The sequence below is a fragment of the Nocardioides caldifontis genome, assembly GCF_008087345.1.
Classification (GTDB): domain Bacteria; phylum Actinomycetota; class Actinomycetes; order Propionibacteriales; family Nocardioidaceae; genus Marmoricola_A; species Marmoricola_A caldifontis.
Window position 1 is genome coordinate 309,388 of record NZ_ML701736.1, and the last position, 19,895, is coordinate 329,282.

23 protein-coding genes are annotated in these 19,895 nt (G+C 72.4%); 15 read left to right on the top strand and 8 right to left on the bottom strand.

Annotated features, from left to right (window positions below):
• Window positions 1-23 precede the first annotated feature (23 nt).
• The 3 genes from FIP57_RS04300 to FIP57_RS04310 all read left to right on the top strand — a co-directional run bounded on the left by FIP57_RS04300 (window position 24) and on the right by FIP57_RS04310 (window position 3,664).
• Complete coding sequence (locus FIP57_RS04300) at window positions 24-1,301, top strand: PP2C family protein-serine/threonine phosphatase (RefSeq protein WP_203231049.1); 1,278 nt, start codon at window positions 24-26, stop codon at window positions 1,299-1,301.
• A gap of 100 nt (window positions 1,302-1,401) precedes the next feature.
• The gene (locus FIP57_RS04305) at window positions 1,402-1,869 is read left to right on the top strand and encodes an STAS domain-containing protein (protein WP_148572277.1); all 468 of its coding nucleotides are present in this window, start codon (window positions 1,402-1,404) and stop codon (window positions 1,867-1,869) included.
• Window positions 1,870-1,927: 58 nt separating this feature from the next.
• Complete coding sequence (locus FIP57_RS04310) at window positions 1,928-3,664, top strand: DEAD/DEAH box helicase (RefSeq protein WP_148572278.1); 1,737 nt, start codon at window positions 1,928-1,930, stop codon at window positions 3,662-3,664.
• Between the two features lie 4 nt (window positions 3,665-3,668).
• On the opposite strand, the gene FIP57_RS04315 is transcribed toward FIP57_RS04310, so the two are convergent.
• Complete coding sequence (locus FIP57_RS04315) at window positions 3,669-4,439, bottom strand: SURF1 family cytochrome oxidase biogenesis protein (RefSeq protein WP_162529677.1); 771 nt, start codon at window positions 4,437-4,439, stop codon at window positions 3,669-3,671.
• A gap of 61 nt (window positions 4,440-4,500) precedes the next feature.
• On the opposite strand from FIP57_RS04315, the gene moaA reads away from it, so the two are divergent.
• The gene (moaA, locus tag FIP57_RS04320) at window positions 4,501-5,502 is read left to right on the top strand and encodes a GTP 3',8-cyclase MoaA (RefSeq protein WP_420846677.1); all 1,002 of its coding nucleotides are present in this window, start codon (window positions 4,501-4,503) and stop codon (window positions 5,500-5,502) included.
• A 113-nt stretch (window positions 5,503-5,615) separates the two neighbouring features.
• Here moaA and FIP57_RS04325 read toward each other — a convergent pair whose 3' ends face one another.
• Both FIP57_RS04325 and FIP57_RS04330 read right to left on the bottom strand, forming a co-directional pair.
• Window positions 5,616-5,813 (bottom strand): hypothetical protein, encoded by a 198-nt coding sequence (locus FIP57_RS04325; RefSeq protein ID WP_148572281.1) that lies wholly within the window; start codon window positions 5,811-5,813, stop codon window positions 5,616-5,618.
• Window positions 5,810-6,115 carry a DUF3099 domain-containing protein gene (locus tag FIP57_RS04330; RefSeq protein WP_148572282.1) on the bottom strand — a complete coding sequence of 102 codons (306 nt, stop codon included), beginning with the start codon at window positions 6,113-6,115 and terminating at the stop codon, window positions 5,810-5,812. Before FIP57_RS04330 ends, FIP57_RS04325 begins: the two co-directional genes overlap by 4 nt.
• A 113-nt stretch (window positions 6,116-6,228) precedes the next feature.
• Between FIP57_RS04330 and FIP57_RS04335 the strand changes: the two genes are divergently transcribed.
• The 4 genes from FIP57_RS04335 (at window position 6,229) to FIP57_RS04350 (ending at window position 8,638) form a co-directional block, all read left to right on the top strand.
• Window positions 6,229-6,456 carry a dodecin gene (locus FIP57_RS04335; RefSeq protein ID WP_148572283.1) on the top strand — a complete coding sequence of 76 codons (228 nt, stop codon included), beginning with the start codon at window positions 6,229-6,231 and terminating at the stop codon, window positions 6,454-6,456.
• Between the two features lie 72 nt (window positions 6,457-6,528).
• The gene (gene fabG / locus FIP57_RS04340; RefSeq protein ID WP_203231050.1) at window positions 6,529-7,233 is read left to right on the top strand and encodes a 3-oxoacyl-[acyl-carrier-protein] reductase; all 705 of its coding nucleotides are present in this window, start codon (window positions 6,529-6,531) and stop codon (window positions 7,231-7,233) included.
• Between the two features lie 50 nt (window positions 7,234-7,283).
• The gene (gene fabI, locus FIP57_RS04345; protein WP_148572284.1) at window positions 7,284-8,054 is read left to right on the top strand and encodes an enoyl-ACP reductase FabI; all 771 of its coding nucleotides are present in this window, start codon (window positions 7,284-7,286) and stop codon (window positions 8,052-8,054) included.
• Window positions 8,055-8,128: 74 nt separating this feature from the next.
• Complete coding sequence (locus FIP57_RS04350; protein ID WP_148572285.1) at window positions 8,129-8,638, top strand: SixA phosphatase family protein; 510 nt, start codon at window positions 8,129-8,131, stop codon at window positions 8,636-8,638.
• A 6-nt stretch (window positions 8,639-8,644) separates the two neighbouring features.
• On the opposite strand, the gene serB is transcribed toward FIP57_RS04350, so the two are convergent.
• Together serB and FIP57_RS04360 are read right to left on the bottom strand one after the other, a co-directional pair.
• Window positions 8,645-9,907 carry a phosphoserine phosphatase SerB gene (gene serB / locus FIP57_RS04355; protein WP_148572286.1) on the bottom strand — a complete coding sequence of 421 codons (1,263 nt, stop codon included), beginning with the start codon at window positions 9,905-9,907 and terminating at the stop codon, window positions 8,645-8,647.
• A 13-nt stretch (window positions 9,908-9,920) separates the two neighbouring features.
• On the bottom strand, window positions 9,921-10,721 hold the full coding sequence (locus FIP57_RS04360; protein WP_238993275.1) for a hypothetical protein: 801 nt from the start codon (window positions 10,719-10,721) through the stop codon (window positions 9,921-9,923).
• Between the two features lie 100 nt (window positions 10,722-10,821).
• On the opposite strand from FIP57_RS04360, the gene FIP57_RS04365 reads away from it, so the two are divergent.
• Genes FIP57_RS04365 through FIP57_RS04380 form a run of 4 tightly spaced genes read left to right on the top strand, consistent with a single transcriptional unit; the run spans window position 10,822 to window position 14,048 of the window.
• The gene (locus FIP57_RS04365; protein ID WP_148572287.1) at window positions 10,822-11,628 is read left to right on the top strand and encodes an ABC transporter ATP-binding protein; all 807 of its coding nucleotides are present in this window, start codon (window positions 10,822-10,824) and stop codon (window positions 11,626-11,628) included.
• A gap of 9 nt (window positions 11,629-11,637) precedes the next feature.
• Window positions 11,638-12,108, top strand: a complete 471-nt coding sequence (locus FIP57_RS04370) for an NfeD family protein (protein ID WP_148572288.1) — start codon at window positions 11,638-11,640, stop codon at window positions 12,106-12,108.
• A 39-nt stretch (window positions 12,109-12,147) separates the two neighbouring features.
• Window positions 12,148-13,272 (top strand): SPFH domain-containing protein, encoded by a 1,125-nt coding sequence (locus FIP57_RS04375; RefSeq protein WP_148572289.1) that lies wholly within the window; start codon window positions 12,148-12,150, stop codon window positions 13,270-13,272.
• Complete coding sequence (locus FIP57_RS04380; protein WP_148572290.1) at window positions 13,269-14,048, top strand: sulfite exporter TauE/SafE family protein; 780 nt, start codon at window positions 13,269-13,271, stop codon at window positions 14,046-14,048. The genes FIP57_RS04375 and FIP57_RS04380 overlap by 4 nt, the downstream gene beginning before the upstream one ends.
• Before the next feature lie 17 nt (window positions 14,049-14,065).
• Here FIP57_RS04380 and FIP57_RS04385 read toward each other — a convergent pair whose 3' ends face one another.
• Window positions 14,066-15,469 (bottom strand): cation:dicarboxylate symporter family transporter, encoded by a 1,404-nt coding sequence (locus FIP57_RS04385; protein ID WP_275266131.1) that lies wholly within the window; start codon window positions 15,467-15,469, stop codon window positions 14,066-14,068.
• A 61-nt stretch (window positions 15,470-15,530) separates the two neighbouring features.
• Entirely contained in the window at window positions 15,531-16,538 is a 1,008-nt protein-coding gene (locus tag FIP57_RS04390; protein WP_148572291.1) for an alpha/beta hydrolase, read from the bottom strand.
• Between the two features lie 54 nt (window positions 16,539-16,592).
• On the opposite strand from FIP57_RS04390, the gene FIP57_RS04395 reads away from it, so the two are divergent.
• The gene (locus tag FIP57_RS04395) at window positions 16,593-17,087 is read left to right on the top strand and encodes an NUDIX domain-containing protein (protein WP_238993276.1); all 495 of its coding nucleotides are present in this window, start codon (window positions 16,593-16,595) and stop codon (window positions 17,085-17,087) included.
• Window positions 17,088-17,121: 34 nt separating this feature from the next.
• Here the strand turns inward: FIP57_RS04395 and FIP57_RS04400 are convergent, their stop codons facing one another.
• Entirely contained in the window at window positions 17,122-17,652 is a 531-nt protein-coding gene (locus FIP57_RS04400) for a YbhB/YbcL family Raf kinase inhibitor-like protein (protein ID WP_148572292.1), read from the bottom strand.
• A 146-nt stretch (window positions 17,653-17,798) separates the two neighbouring features.
• On the opposite strand from FIP57_RS04400, the gene cobA reads away from it, so the two are divergent.
• Window positions 17,799-19,037 carry a uroporphyrinogen-III C-methyltransferase gene (gene cobA / locus FIP57_RS04405; protein ID WP_148572293.1) on the top strand — a complete coding sequence of 413 codons (1,239 nt, stop codon included), beginning with the start codon at window positions 17,799-17,801 and terminating at the stop codon, window positions 19,035-19,037.
• The gene (locus tag FIP57_RS04410; RefSeq protein ID WP_148572294.1) at window positions 19,037-19,843 is read left to right on the top strand and encodes a TrmH family RNA methyltransferase; all 807 of its coding nucleotides are present in this window, start codon (window positions 19,037-19,039) and stop codon (window positions 19,841-19,843) included. The genes cobA and FIP57_RS04410 overlap by 1 nt, the downstream gene beginning before the upstream one ends.
• The last annotated feature ends 52 nt before the right edge of the window (window positions 19,844-19,895 follow it).

Genomic DNA, 19,895 nt, shown 5'->3' on the forward strand with positions numbered 1-19,895 from the left:
CGCACCCGGTACCGTGGCGCCGCGTGGGATCCTCTGACGACACCAGGACGCTCGCCATGGTCCGGACCTTCCTCGACCGCGTCCACTTCGCGACCCCCGGTCAGCTGGGTGAGGTCGTGCAGGAAGCCGCGCGGCAGGTCGGCTGGTCGGCGCGGCTGTACCTGGTCGACCACGAGCAGGAGCTGCTGGTCCCCGTCCCGGGGGCAGGGGCGGCGACGCTGCCCACGTTGGGCGTCGACACCACGCTGGCGGGGCGCGCCTTCCGCACCGTCGAACCCGTCGCCTCGCACGGGGACGAACCCAAGGTGTGGCTGCCGGTGGTCGACGGGGCGGAGCGGCTCGGCGTCCTGGACGTCACCCTGGCCGCGGGGGAGAGCCCGGATCACGAGCTGGTGCTCGACAGATGCCGCCTCTTCGGCCACCTCAGCGGCCACCTCGTCGTCGCCAAGCAACCCTACGGCGACGCCTTGGAACACCTCCGGCGCCAGCGGCCGCGGACCGTCGCGTCGGAGCTGCTGCACCAGCTGCTCCCGCCGCTGACCTTCGCATGCGAGGGGCTGGTGATCTCGGGGCTCCTGCAGCCGTACTACGACGTCGCCGCCGACGCCTTCGACTACAGCGTCGTCGACGACGTCGCCCACATCGCGATCCTGGACGCGACGGGTCACGACCTCGACGGCACCGTGCTTGCCGCCGTCGCGCTGTCCGCCTACCGCAACAGCCGCCGCCAGCGGCACGGCATGTTCACCAGTGCCACCGCGATGGACGCCCTGGTTGCCGAGCACGGCCGTGGCTGGCGGCTCGCGACCGGTGTCCTCGGTGAGCTCGACCTCGTCTCGGGGCGGTTCCGTTACCTCAACGCCGGCCACATCGCCCCGCTCCTGATGCGTCACGGCAAGGTCGTCAAGGAGCTCGAGGGTGGCCGCCGTCCGCTCTTCGGGATCGAGGAGAGCGAGGCCTCGATCGCGGAGGAGTGGCTCGAGCCCGGCGACCGGATCGTCTTCTACACCGACGGGATCACCGAAGCACGCACCCCTGACGGCACCTTCTTCGGGCTCAGGCGGCTCGTCGACCACCTTGAGCGGGCGGCCACGGCGGAGCTGCCGGCACCCGAGATGCTGAGGCGCATCAGTCACGACGTCCTCGCCCACCAAGGCGGGGTCCTCCGCGACGACGCCACGCTGCTCATCGCCGAATGGGCCACCGCGCGGGAGTACCACCTGGCGTCGGTGGGAGGCGACGTCGAGCCCGACGACATGACGCCGTCGGCGCCGGACGGCGGCACCGTCCCGCGCCGATAGGGGTTTGCGGATCTCGTCGTGTGGTACCACGAAGGAGTTCCGACCCTCCCGTCACGCAGCGGCGGCAACCCGGCCGGGGCACGGGTGAGGCAGGCGTCCGATGACGAGCGTTTCCCACGTCTTCCGCCAGACCGACGACGGGGTGCTGGTGGCACCGCCGGGCTGCGGCCTCCTGGCCGTGCCTGACTTCCTCGCGCTGGTCCAGCGATGTGCCGAGAGCGGCGGGCCGGTCGTGGTGGACCTCTCCGAGGTCCTCACGCTGGACATCGCGGCGTTCCGCTCGCTGGTGTGGGCGCGCCGCCACTGCCGCAGCCGTGGGGTGCACTTCGCCGTCGTCGAACCCCGCCCAGGCGTGCTGCGCAAGCAGGAAGAGGTCGTCCTGCGCGACCTGGTGCCCGTGTCCCGGGACCGGGCCGCGGCCACCGAGGCGGGGCCGCCCGCCCAACGGACCGGGGCCGAGCCCCTGTGCGTGGTTGCCGCGTGTGGGCGACCTGTCCATGCCGGTGGACGCTGCCTCCGGCACCACCAGAGGTGGTTGAGGTACCGGGCCGCCCTGCGCACCCCCTGATGGCGGCCAGGGGCCACCGACCACGTCGAGTGCACCCCCGTCACTAGGCTGGGTGACCATGGCCACCATCGACGCCCCCGACCAGCCGGCCACCCCGACCTTCGAGCAGCTCGGCGTCGACCGGCGGGTCCTCAAGGCCCTCCGGGACGTCGGCTACGAGTCGCCCTCTCCGATCCAGGCCGCGACGATCCCCGCGCTGCTCGAGGGACGCCACGTAGTCGGGCTCGCCCAGACGGGCACCGGGAAGACGGCGGCGTTCGCCGTCCCGATCCTCTCCCAGCTCGACCTCCGTCAGAAGGCGCCCCAGGCGCTGGTGCTGGCGCCGACCCGTGAGCTCGCCCTCCAGGTCTCGGAGGCGTTCGAGCGCTACGCCGCGCACCTCCCCGGGGTCCGCGTGCTCCCGGTCTACGGCGGCCAGGCGTACGGCGTGCAGCTCTCCGCCCTGCGCCGCGGCGTGCACGTGATCGTCGGCACCCCGGGCCGGATCATGGACCACCTGGAGAAGGGCACGCTCGACCTCACCCAGCTGCGGTTCCTGGTCCTCGACGAGGCCGACGAGATGCTCAAGATGGGGTTCCAGGAGGACGTCGAGACGATCCTCGCCGACACCCCCGAGGACAAGCACGTCGCGCTCTTCTCCGCGACGATGCCGGCGCAGATCCGCCGGATCTCGAAGAAGTACCTCAAGGACGCCGCCGAGATCACCGTCAAGAACCGGACCGTCACCGCGGCCGGCACGACCCAGCGCTACCTGCTCGTCTCCCACCAGCAGAAGCTCGACGCCCTCACCCGCGTGCTGGAGAGCGAGAACTTCGAGGGGATGATCGTCTTCGCCCGCACCAAGCAGGCCACCGAGGTGCTGGCCGAGCGGCTGCGGGCCCGGGGGTTCTCGGCGGCGGCGATCAACGGCGACATCGCGCAGGCGCAGCGCGAGCGCACCGTCAACCAGCTGCGTGACGGGCGGCTGGACATCCTGGTCGCTACCGACGTGGCCGCGCGCGGGCTCGACGTCGAGCGGATCAGCCACGTCGTGAACTTCGACATCCCGACCGACACCGAGTCCTACGTGCACCGCATCGGCCGCACGGGGCGCGCCGGTCGCACCGGCGACGCGATCTCCTTCGTCACGCCGCGCGAGCGCCACCTGCTGAAGGCGATCGAGAAGGCGACCCGGCAACCGCTGACGCAGATGCCGCTGCCGAGCATCGAGGACGTCAACGATGCACGGGTCGCGAAGTTCACCGACTCGATCACCGAGGCGCTCGGCTCGGACAAGGTCGCGTTCTTCCGGGACCTCGTGGCGACCTACGAGCAGGAGCGTGACGTGCCCGCGCTCGACATCGCCGCCGCGCTCGCGGTGATCGCGCAGGACGGCCGTCCGCTCCTCCTCGAGCCCGAGCCGGAACCCGCCAGGCCGACCCAGGGCCGCAAGGGGCGCGACGACCGGGAGGCGCCGGCCAAGCGCTCCACCGGGCCGCGGCGCCGCTCGAACGTGCCGATGGCCAGCTACACGATCGCGGTCGGCAAGCGCCACAAGGTCGAGCCACGGCAGATCGTCGGCGCGCTCGCGAACGAGGGCGGCCTCGGACGTGACGACTTCGGGTTGATCGACATCCGGGGGGACCACTCGGTCGTCGAGCTGCCGGCGTCGCTCCCGCCCGAGACGTGGCGGGCGCTGGAGTCGACGCGGATCTCCGGCAAGCTCATCGAGCTCACGGAGGTCGGCGCCGGTCGTCCGCCGGCACCCCAGCGGAAGAAGCCACGTCACAAGAAGGGGGAGCGGCCCCGGTCGTGACCGGTCAACGCCGCGCGGCCGGCGCCTCGGTCGCCTCGGTTGCGGCGCGCCGCCGCTGGTTCTTCCCGCGTCGCTCGTCCCAGACCAGGTAGGCGAACCCGAAGACCGCGAGCGCGCCGAAGAACCACCACTGGATGCCGTAGAAGAAGTGGGGCCCCTCGCCGAGGTCCGGGAGCTCGGGACGCACCACCTCGTCGGCCGGAGCCGGTGTCTCGCTCTCGGCGTCGACGAACCCGTCGTACACCGGGTAGTCGAGCGTCTTCCCGATCTCGTCGCTGGAGATCGCGCGGGTGGACCCGTCCTGCACCTCGATGCCGCGGCCGGAGGAGTCGGCGCGGACGAACCCCACCACCTCGACCTCGCCCGACGGCGGCTCGGGCAGCTCGTCCGGCACGTCACCGGTGTTGTCGGTCGGCACCCATCCCCGGTCGACCAGCACGGCCGCACCGGAGCCGGTGACGAGCGGGGTGACGAGGTCGACGCCGGCGTCGCCGTCCCTGGTCTGGTAGCGCACGATCACGGTCGCGGCAGCGTCGTACGTGCCCGTCGCGCGCACCCGCAACCACTCCCGGTCGTCGGGCACCGAGGCGTCGGTGGAGAGCACGTCGTCGACGGGGGCGGGGTCGGCCTCGAGGTTCCGCTCCGTCCAGGCGTTGCGCTGCTCGCGCTCGTCGAGCCGGTGGAACTGCCACTCGCCCAACCTGACGAACAGGAAGGCGAGCGCGCCGACGAAGAGGGCGAACAGCACCCAGCGGCGCGACAGCAGGAACCTCACCCTTGAAATCTAGGTGATGCGGACCAGCCGGACGTGCCCGCCCGCCACCTATGCTGGCGGGGTGCAGACCGACCAGCGGCTCGTCGACGGCTTCGGTCGGGTGGCGACGGACCTCCGGGTGTCGCTGACCGACCGGTGCAACCTGCGCTGCACCTATTGCATGCCCGAGGAGGGGCTCGACTGGCTGGCGAAGGAGTCGCTCCTCACCGACGACGAGATCGTGCGGCTGGTGCGCGTCGCGGTGACGATGCTGGGGGTACGGGAGGTGCGGTTCACCGGTGGTGAGCCGCTCGTACGCCGCGGGCTGGTCGACATCGTGCAACGGAGCGCCGAGCTCGACCCCCGCCCCGAGCTGTCGCTGACGACCAACGGTCTCGGGCTCGCCCGCACCGCCTCGGCCCTCGCCGCTGCGGGGCTCGACCGGGTCAACGTCAGCCTCGACACCGTCCGCCGTACCACCTTCCAGGAGCTCACCCGCCGCGACCGGCTCGACGACGTCGTCGCGGGGCTCGCGGCGGCCGACGCCGCCGGGCTCCGTCCGGTGAAGGTCAACGCGGTGCTGATGCGCGGGGTCAACGACGACCAGGCCGCGGAGCTGCTGGAGTGGTGCATCGCCCGCGGCTACCAGCTGCGGTTCATCGAGCAGATGCCGCTCGACGCGCAGCACGGCTGGAGCCGCGAGCAGATGGTGACCGCCGAGGAGATCCTGGGGCTGCTGTCCCAGCGGTTCGAGCTCACCGAGGCCGAGGAGCCCCGGGGGAGCGCACCCGCGGAGAAGTTCCTCGTCGACGGCGGCCCGGCCACCGTCGGGGTGATCGCGTCGGTGACGCGACCGTTCTGCGGCGACTGCGACCGGGTCCGGCTGACCGCCGACGGCCAGGTGCGCAACTGCCTGTTCGCCCGCGAGGAGTCCGACCTGCGCACGGCGCTGAGGGCCGGGGCGAGCGACGAGGAGCTGGCCTCCCGGTGGCGGGCCGCGGTGGCCCCCAAGCGAGCCGGTCACGGCATCGACGACGTCGCGTTCCTCCAGCCCAGCCGGCCGATGTCGGCGATCGGCGGGTAGGACGCGCCGACTCGGCACTTTTCAGGCGTGAAGATGCGACGACTCGGCACCCGTCAGGCGTGAAGACGCGACGACTCGGCGTGGATCGGGCGTGAAGATGCGACGGGTCGGCGTCAGGGGGCGAAGGGGCGCGTCTCCTTGAGGAAGCCGCGGACGCCGAGGAACGCCGACAGGGACTCGCGGTGCTCGTCGCAGGCGAGCCACTCCTTGCGCCGGTCGGGGGTGTGCACCTTCGGGTTGTTCCAGAGCAGCGTCCAGCGGGCGGCTGCCTGGCACCCCTTCGCCGAGCAGGTCGGGGAAAGGTCGCTCACGGGTTGAGAGGCCGGTCGGCCGGCCCGGTCCCGAGCGCGGGCAGGTCGGGACGGAAGTCGTCGGGGCCGCCGGGGTCCGGGTTGCGGGTGTTGGCCATCACCACGGCGACGTACGGGAGGAAGACGGCGCCGACCAGGAAGACCCACATGAGCCAGTGGCCCATGAACAGCACGGCGAGGATCACGCAGGCCGTGCGGATCGCCATGGAGACGAGGTAGCGGCGCTCCCGGCCGCGGATGTCCTCGCTCCGCGGGCGCGAGGCGGAGGTGATCCGCACCGAGTCGGGCTTGCGACGCCGCATGGGTGCCACGGTACGCCGCCCCACCAACGGCCCTGCACGGTGTGGCGGCCACGGGACTAGCCTCGGACCCGGACCGGCACGAGCCCGTGCCGACGACGGACCGGAGGACCCTCATGACCAACCGCACCTACCGCATCATCGAGATCGTCGGCACCTCCCCGGACGGCATCGACCAGGCGATCCGCAACGGCATCGAGCGAGCCGGGGCGACCCTGCGCCACGTCGACTGGTTCGAGGTCACGCAGGTGCGCGGCCAGGCGAAGGACGGCGCGGTCGAGCACTTCCAGGTCGGGCTCAAGGTCGGGTTCCGGCTCGAGGACGACGCGGAGCTCGACGACTGACGCCGTGCGGCTGATTTCGAGTACCCACGGGTAGCCCCTAGCGTCGGGCGGGAGTCGACGGAAGGGGTTCGCGTGGCACGTTCGGTGCTGGTCACGGGCGGCAACCGGGGGATCGGCAAGGCGATCGCGGAGGCGTTCGCCGCCGAGGGCGACTCGGTCGCCGTCACCTACCGCAGCGGTGAGCCCCCGGAGGGGTTCCTCGGCGTGCGGTGCGACGTCACCGACGCTGACGACGTGGACCGCGCGTTCGCCGAGGTCGAGGAGGCACAGGGCCCCGTCGAGGTGCTGGTGGCGAACGCCGGCATCACCAAGGACACGCTGCTGCTCCGGATGAGCGACGACGACTGGTCGGCGGTCCTGGACACGAACCTCACCGGCTCGTTCCGCGTCGCCAAGCGTGCTGCGAAGGGGATGCTGCGGCTGCGCCGCGGCCGCATCGTGCTGGTCTCCTCGGTCGTGGGGCTGCTCGGCTCGGCCGGCCAGGTCAACTATGCGGCGAGCAAGTCCGGGCTGGTCGGGATGGCCCGCTCCATCGCCCGCGAGCTCGGCAGCCGTTCGATCACCGCCAACGTGGTCGCGCCCGGGTTCGTCGAGACCGAGATGACCGCAGTGCTCCCCGAGGAGAAGAAGGCGGAGTACCTCGCTCAGATCCCGCTCGGCCGCTACGCCTCGGTCGAGGAGGTCGCCTCGACGGTCGTCTGGCTGGCCTCGCCCGGCGCGGCCTACATCACCGGCGCCGTGATCCCGGTCGACGGCGGCCTCGGCATGGGCCACTGACCAACCCGACCACCCCTGACGACCCCGCACGCACATCAGGAAGGAACGGCATGGGCATCCTCGAGGGCAAGCGGATCCTGGTGGCCGGCGTCACCATGGACAGCTCGATCGGCTTCGCGGTCGCACGCGTGGCCCAGGAGCAGGGCGCCACCGTCGTGGTCTCCAACTTCGGGCGCGCCCTGTCGATCACCAAGCGGATCGTCGGCCGGCTTCCCCAGCCGGCGCCGGTGATCGAGCTCGACGTCACCGACGAGTCGCACCTCGAGCGGCTGCCGGACGTCCTCCGCGAGCACGTCGACGGGCTCGACGGGGTGGTCCACTCGATCGCGTACGGCAACCCGGAGACGCTGCTCGGCGGCAAGTTCCTCGACGGGCCGTGGTCGGACGTCGCGCAGGCGGTCCAGGTCTCGGCGTACTCCCTGAAGTCGCTCACCACGGCCTGCCTGCCCCTGATGGGCGAGGGCGGATCGGTGGTCGGGATGACCTTCGACGCCACGGTCGCGTGGCCGGCGTACGACTGGATGGGGGTGGCGAAGGCCGGTCTGGAGTCCACCTCGCGCTACCTCGCCCGCGACCTCGGGCCGCGCGGCATCCGGGTCAACCTGGTCTCCGCCGGGCCGTTGAAGACGCTGGCCGCCAAGGCGATCCCCGGCTTCGAGGACCTCGAGTCCTCCTGGAAGGACCGGGCGCCGCTCGGCTGGGACGAGTCCGACCACGGACCCACCGCGCGCGGTGTCGTCGCCCTGCTGAGCGACTTCTTCCCGGCGACCACCGGCGAGATCGTCCACGTCGACGGCGGGTTCCACGCGATGGGGCTCTGAACCCCTGCGACGAGTGGTGATGCTCGGGTAGTTTCGACCTGATTGTCAGCCGGGACGGATCGTGGGGTGGCTGGGTGGGCGACGGGTCGAGGGTGCTCGTGGTGATGCGCCACGCCAAGGCCGAGCCGTACGCCGACGCCGACCGTGCCCGCCGGCTGACCGCGCGTGGCCGCAGCGACGCGACGACCGTCGGCGAGCAGCTCGCCGCGTGGGGGGTCGTCCCCGACCACGCCGTCGTCTCGGCCGCCGCCCGCACCGTCGAGACGTGGTCGCTGGTGAAGGAGCAACTCTCCGGGGACCCGACCGAAGAGGTCACCGAGGCGATGTACAACGCCTCGGCCGACGCCGCCCTCGAGACGCTGCGGCTGCTGCCCGACGAGCTCCGCACGGTCCTGCTCGTGGGCCACAACCCGTGCATCGCCTACCTCGCCACCGTCCTCCACGACGGGCAGGGCGACCCGGAGGCGCTGCGCCGGCTGCTGGCCGGGTTCCCACCGGCCGCGGCGGCGGTCCTCGAGCTGGACGGCGGCTGGGAGAGCCTCGCGGAGGGCGTCGCGCGGCTGACCCACGTGCACACCCCCTGATCCGCGCTAGAGCGGCGGGGCGGGGGTCACGAAGCCGGCCTCGGCGTCGGCGGCCTCGACCTCCTCGCGGGTGATGCCGAGCAGGTAGAGGATCGCGTCGAGGAACGGAACGTTCACCGACGTGTCCGCCGCTTCCTGGACCACGGGCTTGGCGTTGAAGGCGATCCCGAGCCCGGCGGCGCTGAGCATGTCGAGGTCGTTCGCGCCGTCCCCGACCGCCACCGTGGCAGCCTGCGAGACCCCGACCTCGGCGGCGAAGCGGCGCAGCGCCTCGGCCTTGCCGGCGCGATCCACCACCGCGCCCACGATCCGCCCGGTGAGCCGGCCGTCGACGACCTCGAGCTCGTTGGCGGCGGAGAAGTCGATGCCCAGGTCGTCGGCGAGCCGGTCGGTGACCTGGCTGAACCCGCCGGAGACGATCGCGAACCGGTAGCCGAGCCGCTTCAGGGTCCGCACCAGGGTGCGCGCCCCCTTGGTGAGCTGCAGCCCTTCGTAGACCCGGTCCAGGCACGCCGCGTCGAGCCCCTCGAGGAGCGCCACGCGCTGGCGCAGCGACGCCTCGAAGTCGATCTCGCCGCGCATCGCGGCCTCCGTCACCGCGGCCACCTCGCCCAGGCACCCGGCGTGCTCGGCGAGCATCTCGATGACCTCGCCCTGCACGAGGGTCGAGTCGACGTCCATCACGATCAGCCGCATCCCGTGGCGCAGCAGGTTCGCCGGCTGCACCGCGACGTCGACCTGCTGCCGGGCGGCCTCCTGGGCGAGCACCCGGCGCAACCGGTGCGGGGGCACGCCCGAGACGTGGAGGTCGATGGCGGTGACCGGGTAGCGGGCCATCCGCTCGATGCGGTCGATGTTCGCGCCGACGTCGGCGATGCGGCCGGTGATCGCGGAGACCGCCACCGTGGTCAGCGGGGCGCCCAGCACGGTCACGTGGCTGCGGCCGTCGCGACGGCTGCGGTTGTCGCCGTGCCCCTTCTCGACGAGCACCTCGAGCTCGAGCCCCTCGGCGACCTGCGTGACCGCGTCGCGGAGCTGCTTCCAGTGCCGGGGCGCCGTCACGAGCACGCCGAGCACGAGCCGACCGCGCAGGACGATCTGCTCGATGTCCAGCACCTCGACGCGGAAGCCGGCCAGGGTGCCGAAGACGCCGGCCGTCACGCCGGGCCGGTCGACCCCGGTGAAGGTGATGAGCAGGGTCTTCGGCGCTGCGTCGAAGGTGCCGTCGGTATCGACTCCGGTGTCGCGCGCGGTCTGCAGGGCGTCCATGACGCGACGAAGGCTAACGGTCGAAGGGGTGGCTGCAGGCAGCGACCACCGCTCGACGGGCGGCCCGGTCCAGCGGCAGCAGCGCCGCCCGCCTCCGGTCGGCCTCCGACGCCGTCACCGCTCCGCCATCGTCCTCGAGCGCCAGCTCGACGATCGTGCGGCACCGGGCGGCGAGCGCCAGCATCCGCTGCTGCCGGGCACCCGTCCCGGGCGGGACGGCGAGCGAGGTGGGGCGGCGCAGCGCCATCAGCTCGTCGGCGACCTCCGGCCGCCAGCGCCCCACGTCGAGGGCGGCGAGCTCGTCGGCCACCGCCGGGAGCGCCCGCCGGAGCCCGGTGTCGGCCTCGCCGAGGTCGGGGAGCTGGCGCCGGGAGCTCGCCGGCAGACAGCGCCAGACCACTCCGGCACCGGCGCGGAACGGCACCAGCCCGAGGTCGGCCCCGTCCAGCACCACCGCCTCGCCGACCTCCAGCGCCTCGCTGTTGAAGGCGGCGGGGCCGCCCAGCCCGAGCGGGTCACCGGGCTCCGGCAAGGCGAGCCCTGCGGCCGTGGCCCGTTCGGCGCGGAGCGCCCCGAGGGCCAGGATCAGCGGCACCGGCTCGTCGCGCCCGGGGAGCCCGACGACGTCGTGGGCGGCGTCGTCGCCGACCACGGCGTCGCGTGCCTCGTCGAGGCTGGCCGTGCCCGCGCACCAGGCGGAGAACCACAGCGCCAGCCGGGCGGAGTCGCCCAGCCCGACGGCGACGCCGGGACGTCCTGCCCCGCGGCCCGGCGACAGCGACCGTGCTCCGTGCGCGGCGTCGTCCTCGTCCACCCGACGAAGCCTACGCGGGGTCCACGCGGGGCCCTCGGGGGAGCCGCGGCCCCGTGTCGTAGGTTGGGTGCCCGCCGTCGAAGGAGGGGCCCCGCAAGCCATGGATCCGGTGCTGCAGTTCGCGGGCGTCACGGTGCGCCGCGGCGAGGCGACGCTCCTCGCCGACGTCGACTGGACCGTCGAGGAGGACGAGCGCTGGGTCATCCTCGGCCCGAACGGCGCCGGCAAGACGACGCTCGTGCAAGTCGCGTCCGCCCAGCTCCACCCGTCGGGCGGGGTCGCCGGGGTGCTCGGCGAGGTCCTCGGCGCCGTCGACGTCTTCGAGCTCCGCCCCCGCATCGGCCTGACCAGCGCCGCCATCGCCGAGCGCATCCCGCGTCAGGAGCGGGTCCACGACGTGGTCGTCTCCGCGTCGTACAGCGTGATCGGCCGGTGGCGCGAGCAGTACGACGAGCTCGACCACCAGCGGGCGGCGGAGCTGATGGCCGAGCTCGGCGTGGGCCGGCTGGCCGACCGCACGTTCGGCACCCTCAGCGAGGGGGAGCGCAAGCGGGTGCAGATCGCCCGGGCGCTGATGACCGACCCCGAGCTGCTGATCCTGGACGAGCCCGCCGCGGGGCTCGACCTCGGTGGCCGGGAGGACCTGGTCTCCACGCTGTCGGTGCTGGCCATGGACGGCGACGCTCCGGCGATCATCCTGGTCTCCCACCACGTCGAGGAGATCCCCCCGGGGTTCACCCACGTCCTGATGCTCCGCGAGGGGCGGGTCACCGCGGCAGGACCACTCGAGCACGTGATGACCGAGGAGAACCTCTCGGCGACCTTCGGGATGCCACTGGTGCTCAGCCACGAGGCGGGCCGATGGTCCGCGCGCCGGAGGGTCCGCCGCCGCCAGTCCGCCGACTAGGCTGCAGGTGTGAACGAGTTCTGGGACGGGCTGGGCGACAATGTCTGGGCGGTGTGGCTCGGGCTGTCGATCGTCCTGGGCGTCGCGGAGCTCGCGAGCCTCGACCTCGTCCTCCTCATGCTCGCCGCCGGCGCTCTCGGCGGCATGGTGACCGCACTGCTCGGCGCGGGCGTCGCGATCCAGGTGCTGGTCGCGGCTGCCACCGCGGTCGCGATGCTCGCCCTGGTGCGCCCTTCGATGGTCGCCCGGCTCCACAAGGGCCCCGACCTCAAGCACGGCCCCGCCGCCCTCATCGGGACGGAGGGGTTCGCGATCATGGAGATCACCGGCCGCTCGGGCCAGGTGAAGCTCGGCGGCGAGGTCTGGACGGCGCGCCCCTACAGCGAGGACGCCGTCATCCCGGCAGGCGCGAAGGTGCAGGTCTTCGAGATCCGCGGCGCCACGGCGTACGTCCACGAGGTCCCGGAGCTGGGGTCCTGACGTGGCCCACCGAACACCAACCAGAGAGGGGATCGCGCGATGACCGTCGTCGGAGTGCTGCTCATCCTGCTGCTCCTGCTCGTCGTCGTCGTGCTCGGCAGGACGGTCCGGATCGTCCCGCAGGCGCGCGCCGGCATCGTCGAGCGCTTCGGGAAGTACCGCACGACCCTGCCCGCCGGGCTCAACATCGTCGTGCCGTTCATCGACCGGGTGCGCTACATGATCGACCTCCGCGAGCAGGTCGTGTCGTTCCCGCCGCAGCCGGTGATCACCCAGGACAACCTGGTCGTGTCCATCGACACGGTGATCTACTTCCAGGTCACCGACGCGGTCTCGGCGACCTACGAGATCGCCAACTACATCCAGGCCGTCGAGCAGCTCACGATGACCACGCTCCGCAACATCGTCGGTGGCATGGACCTCGAGCAGACGCTGACCAGCCGCGAGGAGATCAACACGGGGCTGCGCACGGTCCTCGACGAGGCGACCGGCAAGTGGGGGATCCGGGTCAACCGCGTCGAGATCAAGGGGATCGACCCGCCGCCGTCGATCAAGGACGCGATGGAGAAGCAGATGCGCGCCGACCGCGACAAGCGCGCGATGGTGCTCTCGGCCGAGGGCCAGCGGCAGTCGGCGATCCTCACCGCCGAGGGCAACAAGCAGTCCGCGATCCTCAACGCCCAGGGTGAGCGCGAGGCCGCGATCCTCCGCGCCGAGGCCGAGCGGCAGTCCCGGATCCTGCGGGCCCAAGGTGAGGGCCAGGCGATCCAGACGGTGTTCCAGGCCATCCACGACGGCCAGCCGGACCAGTCGCTGCTCGCCTACCAGTACCTCCAGATGCTTCCGAAGATCGCCGAGGGCGACGCCAACAAGGTGTGGATCGTGCCGTCGGAGATCGGCCGGGCGCTCGAGGGCCTCGGGTCGTCGATCGGGCAGATCCCCGGGATCCCGAAGGACACCCCGGGGCCGAAGCGCCGCGTGGACATGGGCGAGCCCGTCGGCTCGGCGTTCTCCGCCGAGGACCTGCAGGCGTCGGCCGACGCGGCGGTCCAGGAGGCGATCGCCGAGGCGGAGTCCGCCGACCCGACCAGGGGCGCGCCGGGCCCGGGTGACATCGAGCCGACGACCGACGGCGACAGCGGCGGTCCGCTGCCGCCCCGGTGACGGTCTGGGAGCTCGTCGCCGTCGCGTTCGCGGGGGGAGCAGCCGGGTTCATCAACGCGGTGGCCGGCTCGGGGACGCTCGTCACGTTCCCGACGCTGCTCGCCTTCGGGGTGCCGCCGGTGACCGCGAACGTCTCCAACAACATCGGGCTGGTCCCGGGGTCGGTGAGCGGGGCCATCGGGTGGCGCCGCGAGCTGCGGGGCCAGAGGGCCCGCACGATCCGGCTCGCGTCGGCGTCCGCGGTCGGCGGGACCATCGGGGCGGTGCTGCTCCTGGTGCTGCCCGAGGACGCCTTCAGCGCGATCGTGCCGGCGCTGATCGGGCTCGGCGTGGTGCTGGTGGCACTCGGGCCACGGATCAATCGCCGGGTGGCTGCGGCGGCGTCGGGTGACGAGCCGCCGGCCGACCGCTGGTGGCTCTGGCCCGCGACGTCCGCTGCCGGCGTGTACGGCGGCTACTTCGGCGCCGCCCAGGGGATCATCCTGATCGCCGTCCTCGGGCTCGGCACCCATGACACCGTGCACCGCAACAACGCGCTGAAGAACGTGCTCTCCGGCATCGTCAACGGTATCGCCGCCGTGGTCTTCATCATCGTGGTGGCGGGCGGCTGGACCGACGCGGAGATCGACTGGGTGCTGGTGGGGCTGATCGCCTTCGGCTCGATCGTCGGCGCGCAGGTCGGGGCCAGGGTCGGACGCCGGATGCCCGCCGCGCTGATGCGCGGCTTCATCATCGTCGTCGGGCTGACGGCGCTGGTGGTCTTCCTCGTCCGCTAGCGCGCCCCGTCGACTCCTCAGTGGGGTGAGGCGGACGAGAGCGTGCTGCCCTCCTTCGCGACCTCCCGCTCCCGCGGCTCCCGGACCTCGGGCTCGTCGAGCATCGTGGCCTCGTCGAACGGCCGGTCGCCGGAGAGCACCGCGTCGAGCTGCCCGCGGTCGATGCCGCCGGTCCAGGTGCCGATCAGCAGCGTGGCCACCGAGTTCCCGGCGAAGTTGGTCAGCGCCCGGGCCTCGGACATGAAGCGGTCGATGCCCACGATCAGCCCGACGCCGTCGAGCAGCTCGGGGCGGTGCGACGACAGCCCGCCGGCCAGGGTGGCCAGCCCGGCGCCGGTGACGCCCGCCGCGCCCTTCGAGGCGATGATCATGAAGACCAGCAGCGAGATCTGCTCGCCGATGCTCAGCGGGTCGCCGAGCGCCTCGGCGATGAAGAGCGACGCCATGGTCAGGTAGATCGCGGTGCCGTCGAGGTTGAACGAGTAGCCGGTCGGCACGACGACGCCCACCGTCGTCTTGTCCACGCCGGCGTGCTCCATCTTCGCGATGACGCGGGGGAGGGCCGACTCCGACGAGGACGTCGACAGGATCAGCAGGAACTCGCGGCCGAGGTAGCGGAACAGGCTGAAGATGTTGACCCCGGCGACGAGCTTCAGCAGCAGCCCCAGCACCACGAACACGAACAGGGCGCAGGTGACGTAGAAGGCGATCATGATCATCGCCAGGCTCTGGAGCGCGTCGAGCCCGGTCTCGCCGACCACGGCCGCCATCGCGCCGAAGGCGCCCACCGGCGCGGCCCACATGATCATCGCGAGCACCCGGAACACCAGCCTCTGCAGGTGCTCGATGCCCCGGATGATCGGGGCCCCGGCGTCGCCCATCGTCTGGAGGGCGAAGCCGACGAGCAGCGCGACCAGCAGCGTCTGGAGCACCTCGCCGTCGGTCAGTGAGGAGAGCAGCGAGGTCGGGATGATCCCGAGGAGGAAATCGGTGGTGCTCTCCGACCCCCCGGCCTGCTCGGCGCCGGCCTTCGCGGTCTCCTCGTCGATGTTCAGCCCTTCGCCGGGCTGGATGAGGTTGCCGACGACGAGGCCGATGGCCAGCGCGATCGTCGACATCGCCAGGAAGTAGCCGAGGGCGAGCCCGCCGACCTTGCCGACGTGCGCGGCGCTCCGCACCGAGCCGACGCCCAGCACGATCGTGCAGAAGATGACCGGCGCGATCATCATCTTGATCAGCGCCACGAACGCCTCACCGATCGGCGCCAGCTTCGTCGCGAAGTCGGGCACGAAGAACCCGAGCGTGATGCCGAGCACCACGGCGACGATCACCGCGATGTAGAGGTAGTGGGTCCGGTCCTTGCGTTGCTCCTTGGCCATGTCCGGGCCGCCGTCGACCCCGGCCTGCTCGCGAGCTGCCATGACTCTCCCCATCGGTGGGTGCGATTCCTCCGGGGGCGATGCTTCCCGCTGCGGCGGCCTTTCAGTCGTCCCTGGGCTGGACCGGGCGCTCGACGAAGGCGTCCAACCACGCCCCGAGCTCCTCGAACGCGTGCTCCCGGACGGGCTTGCGCGACAGCGTCACGTCGTGGAGGGCACCAGGGACCCGGACGAGCGTGACGTGGGAGGCGAGCTTGTGGACCCACTTCGCCATCAGCTCGACGTCGAGGACGATGTCGCAGGAGGTGCAGAGGTCGTCCCAGCTCTTGGGGTGGGCGCTCCGGTCGGAGCTGAGCACCAGGGTGGGCACATCCAACCCCAGGCCGCGGTGGACGGTCGCGTGGCCCCGTCGTACGGCGCGGAGCCAGCCGGCGAAGACCGGCCAGCTCTCCAACGGCTTCCACGTCACGTCGTAGTCCCACTCGCCGGAGTGGTCCCGGTGGAGGCTGCGGCCGTAGAGCCCGGACACCGAGCGAGGGATCGACTGGTACGGACGGCGGAGCCCGACCTGGTCGATCGCCTTCGTGCCTGCCGTCCTCAGCCAGAAGCTGCCGTTGAGGTCGAGCCACGGGGAGTTGAGCACCAGCCCCCTCACCGGCGCCTCCGTGCGGTGCAGCCACAGCGACGCGATCAGCCCGCCCGTCGAGTGGCCGGTCACGACGACGTGGTCGTGGCCGTCCCGCCGGGTGATCAGCCGGAGGGCCAGGTCGAGCTCCTCGTCGTACTCCGCGAGGTCGAGGACGAAGTTGGGGGTCTGGTGGGGGCGCAGGGAGCGGCCGTACTTGCGCAGGTCGAGCGCGTAGAAGTCGTAACCACGCTCGACCCAGAAGTCCGCCGCCGGGGTCTGGAAGAAGTAGTCGCAGAAACCGTGCAGGTGGAGGACCGCGCGGCGGGAGCCGCGCTCCACCGTCGTGCGGCGGCTCACCAGCGTGGCGACCACCTCGCCCTCGCCGTCCGGCTCGAGCCGGAGCGTCTCGGCGACGTACGGCTCACCGAGCACGTCGACGGCGGGCTCCCCGACCTGGTCCCCGAACTCGCGCCCCGCTGCCATGGCGCCGATTCTGCACCACCCGCGGTGGCCGCAGGCACCGTGCACACTGGTGCCGTGACCGAGCCGTCGGTGCTGACCGACCCCGACCACCTGCTCCCGTGCCGTGAGCGCTCCTGCGACGTCGTCGGCATCTTCCTCGTCGACGTCCGCGGCTGGGTGCTGCTCCAGGAGCGCGACGAGCACGCCCCGGTCGCCGCGGAGCAGTGGGGGATCGTCGGTGGCCACGTGGACCCGAGCGAGGAGTGGCCGGCTGCGACCCGGCGCGAGCTGCTCGAGGAGACCGGGATCGTCCTCCCGGAGGGCGCGCTCACCCTCTGGTACGACGGCCACCAGACGCCGGAGTCGAAGAGCCGACCCGGACTGGTGAACCACTGGCAGGTGTGGTTCGCCCGGGTCGACCTCACCGACGACGACGTGGTGTGCGGGGAGGGCCGGCAGATCGTTTTCGTCGACCCCGCCCGGCTCGACGAGCTGGAGCTCGCCGAGTCGACGGCGTGGTTCCTCCCCAGGTTCCTCGCGTCCGACGAGTACGCCGCGCTGCTGCCCTGATCCAGTGCCGGCCCAGTGCCGGCCCAGTGCCGGCTCAGTGCTGGTAGGTCCCGTGGAGGATCGCACGGGCCGCGGTCTTGAACGCGAGGTTGAACGACACCACGGCCGGGCTGGTGTCGGAGTCGACGCCGAGCTTCTCCTCCTTCACCGCGTGGACGACGAAGAAGTAGCGGTGGACCTGGTCGCCGGGCGGGGGAGCGGCACCCATGAACGCCTTCGAGCCGCCGTCGTTGCGGCACATGAACGAGCCCTCCGGCAGCCCGGCACCGCCCTCGGCGCCCGCACCGGTGTCGAGCGAGGTCACCGACGCGGGGATGTCGCAGACCACCCAGTGCCAGAACCCGGACGGCGTCGGCGCGTCGGGGTCGAAGCAGGTCACCACGAAGCTCTTGGTGTCCTCGGGGAAGCCGGACCAGCTCAGCTGCGGGGAGGTGTTGCCCTTGTCGGCGACCTGGTCGTCCTTCAACGGTTGTCCGTCGGTGACGTCGGCGCTGGTCACCTCGAAGGACGGGACGGCGGGCAGGAGGTCGTAGGGGTTCGGGCTGACCGGTCGGTCGAGCGACATCGGCTCTCCTTCGCTGCGTTCGGGTCGGAGTTCGGGTCTCGTTGCGGTCGTCGCGGGTCGGGACCACCCTTCCCGGCGGCACCGACCCTATTCCGGTGGGTGGGCGTTGTCAGGGGACGCCCGGGCGGGCTGCTGACAATGGGTCGGTGACCGAGCACGCCTCGACCGAGGCCCCACCGCCGTACCCCTCCGCCCTCCGGCTCGCCGGACGGCGCGTGGTCGTGGTGGGTGGTGGCCAGGTCGCACAGCGGCGGGTGCCCGCCCTGCTGGCGGCCGGGGCCGACGTCGTCGTCGTCTCCCCGGAGGTCACCCCGGCGATCGAGGGGCTCGTCGGCGGCGGTGAGGTCACCTGGGTGCCGCGCGGCTTCGAGGCCGCCGACCTGGACGAGAGCTGGTACGTCGTCGCCGCCACCGACGTGCCCGAGGTCAACGCCGCGGTCAGCACGGCGGCCGAGGAGCGGCGCGTCTTCTGCGTCCGCGCCGACGACGCCGCCGAGGCGTCCGCGTGGACCCCGGCGGTCGGCAGGCACGCCGGCGTCACCGTCGCGGTGGTCAGCAACCGGGAGCCCCGGCGCTCGGCGGTGATCCGTGACCAGGTCATCGAGGGGCTCCGCGACGGGCGGCTGCCGGTGCGCCCGCACGAGAAGACGCCGGGCGTGGTGCTGGTCGGCGGCGGGCCGGGTGATCCGGAGCTGGCGACCGTGGCCGCGCGGCGGGCGCTCAGCGAGGCCGACGTCGTGGTCGCCGACCGGCTGGCCCCGCGTGAGCTGCTCAGCGAGCTCGCGCACGACGTCGAGCTGGTCGACGTGGCGAAGCTGCCCCGCGGCCGCTCGGCGGCCCAGGAGGAGATCAACCGGGTCATCGTGGAGCGCGCCCGTGAGGGCAAGCGCGTCGTGCGTTTCAAGGGTGGTGACAATTTCGTCTTCGGCCGCGGTTACGAGGAGGTGCAGGCGTGCGCCGAGGCGGGCGTGCCCTGCACGGTCGTCCCCGGCCTGACCTCCGCGATCTCCGTCCCGGCCCTCGCCGGCATCCCGGTGACGCACCGGGGCGTTGCCCACGAGTTCACGGTGATCTCCGGGCACCTGCCTCCGGACCACCCCGAGTCGCTGGTCGAGTGGGACAGCGTCGCGCGGATGCGCGGCACGGTGGTGCTGTTGATGGCGGTGCAGAACCTGCCGGCCATCGCGCGGCGCCTGGTCTCGGCGGGGCGCCCCGCGACCACGCCGCTCGCCGTCGTCACGGACGGCAGCATGCCGACGCAGCGCACCCTCTGGTCGACGCTCGAGCTGGTCGAGGAGGACCTCGTGCGCGACCCGGTGCGGCCGCCGGCGATCGTGGTGATCGGCGAGGTCGTGTCGGTGGCGAACCCGGCGCGGTACTCCTGATGGTCCACCTCGTCGAGATCGACGACCCGGCCGACCCGCGGCTCTCCGACTACCGGGACCTCCGCGACGTCCAGCTGCGGGAGCACCTGGAGAGCGAGCACGGGCTGTTCATCGCCGAGGGGGAGAAGGTCGTGCGCCGCGCGGTGGAGGCCGGCTTCGAGCCCCGTTCGTTCCTGATGGCGCCGCGGTGGCTCGACGGGCTGGCCGACGTCCTCGAGACCGGCGACGCGCCGGTCTACGTGGTGAGCGAGGCGCTGGCCGAACAGGTCACCGGCTTCCACGTGCACCGCGGCGCGCTCGCGTCGTTGCACCGCCGCCCGCTGCCCGGCCTGGTCTCGGTGCTCGACGGGGCGCGCACCGTGGTCGTGCTCGAGGACGTCGTCGACCACACCAACGTCGGTGCGTGCCTGCGCAGCGCGGCCGCCATGGGCGTCGACGCCGTGCTGCTGTCGCCCCGGTGCGCCGACCCGTTCTACCGACGGTCGATCAAGGTCGCGATGGGTGCCGCCTTCACGCTGCCCTGGACCCGCCTCGAGGGGTGGTACGACGCGGTCACCGAGCTGTCCGCCGCCGGCTTCACCACCGTGGCGCTGACGCCCGCCGGCGACTCGGTGGCGATCGAGGAGGCCGTGGCGGGCCAGGAACGGGTCGCGCTGCTGATGGGCACCGAGGGGCGTGGGCTCTCGGACCGCTGGATGACGACCGCCGACGTCCGTGCGGTGATCCCGATGGCCGAGGGGATCGACTCGCTCAACGTGGCCGCGGCGACCGCGGTGGCCTGCTACGTCGCGCGGGCACGCCGCTGATCGTCGGGCGTCACGGGCGTGCCGGGTCGATTGCCTCGTTGCGGTCAGGGCA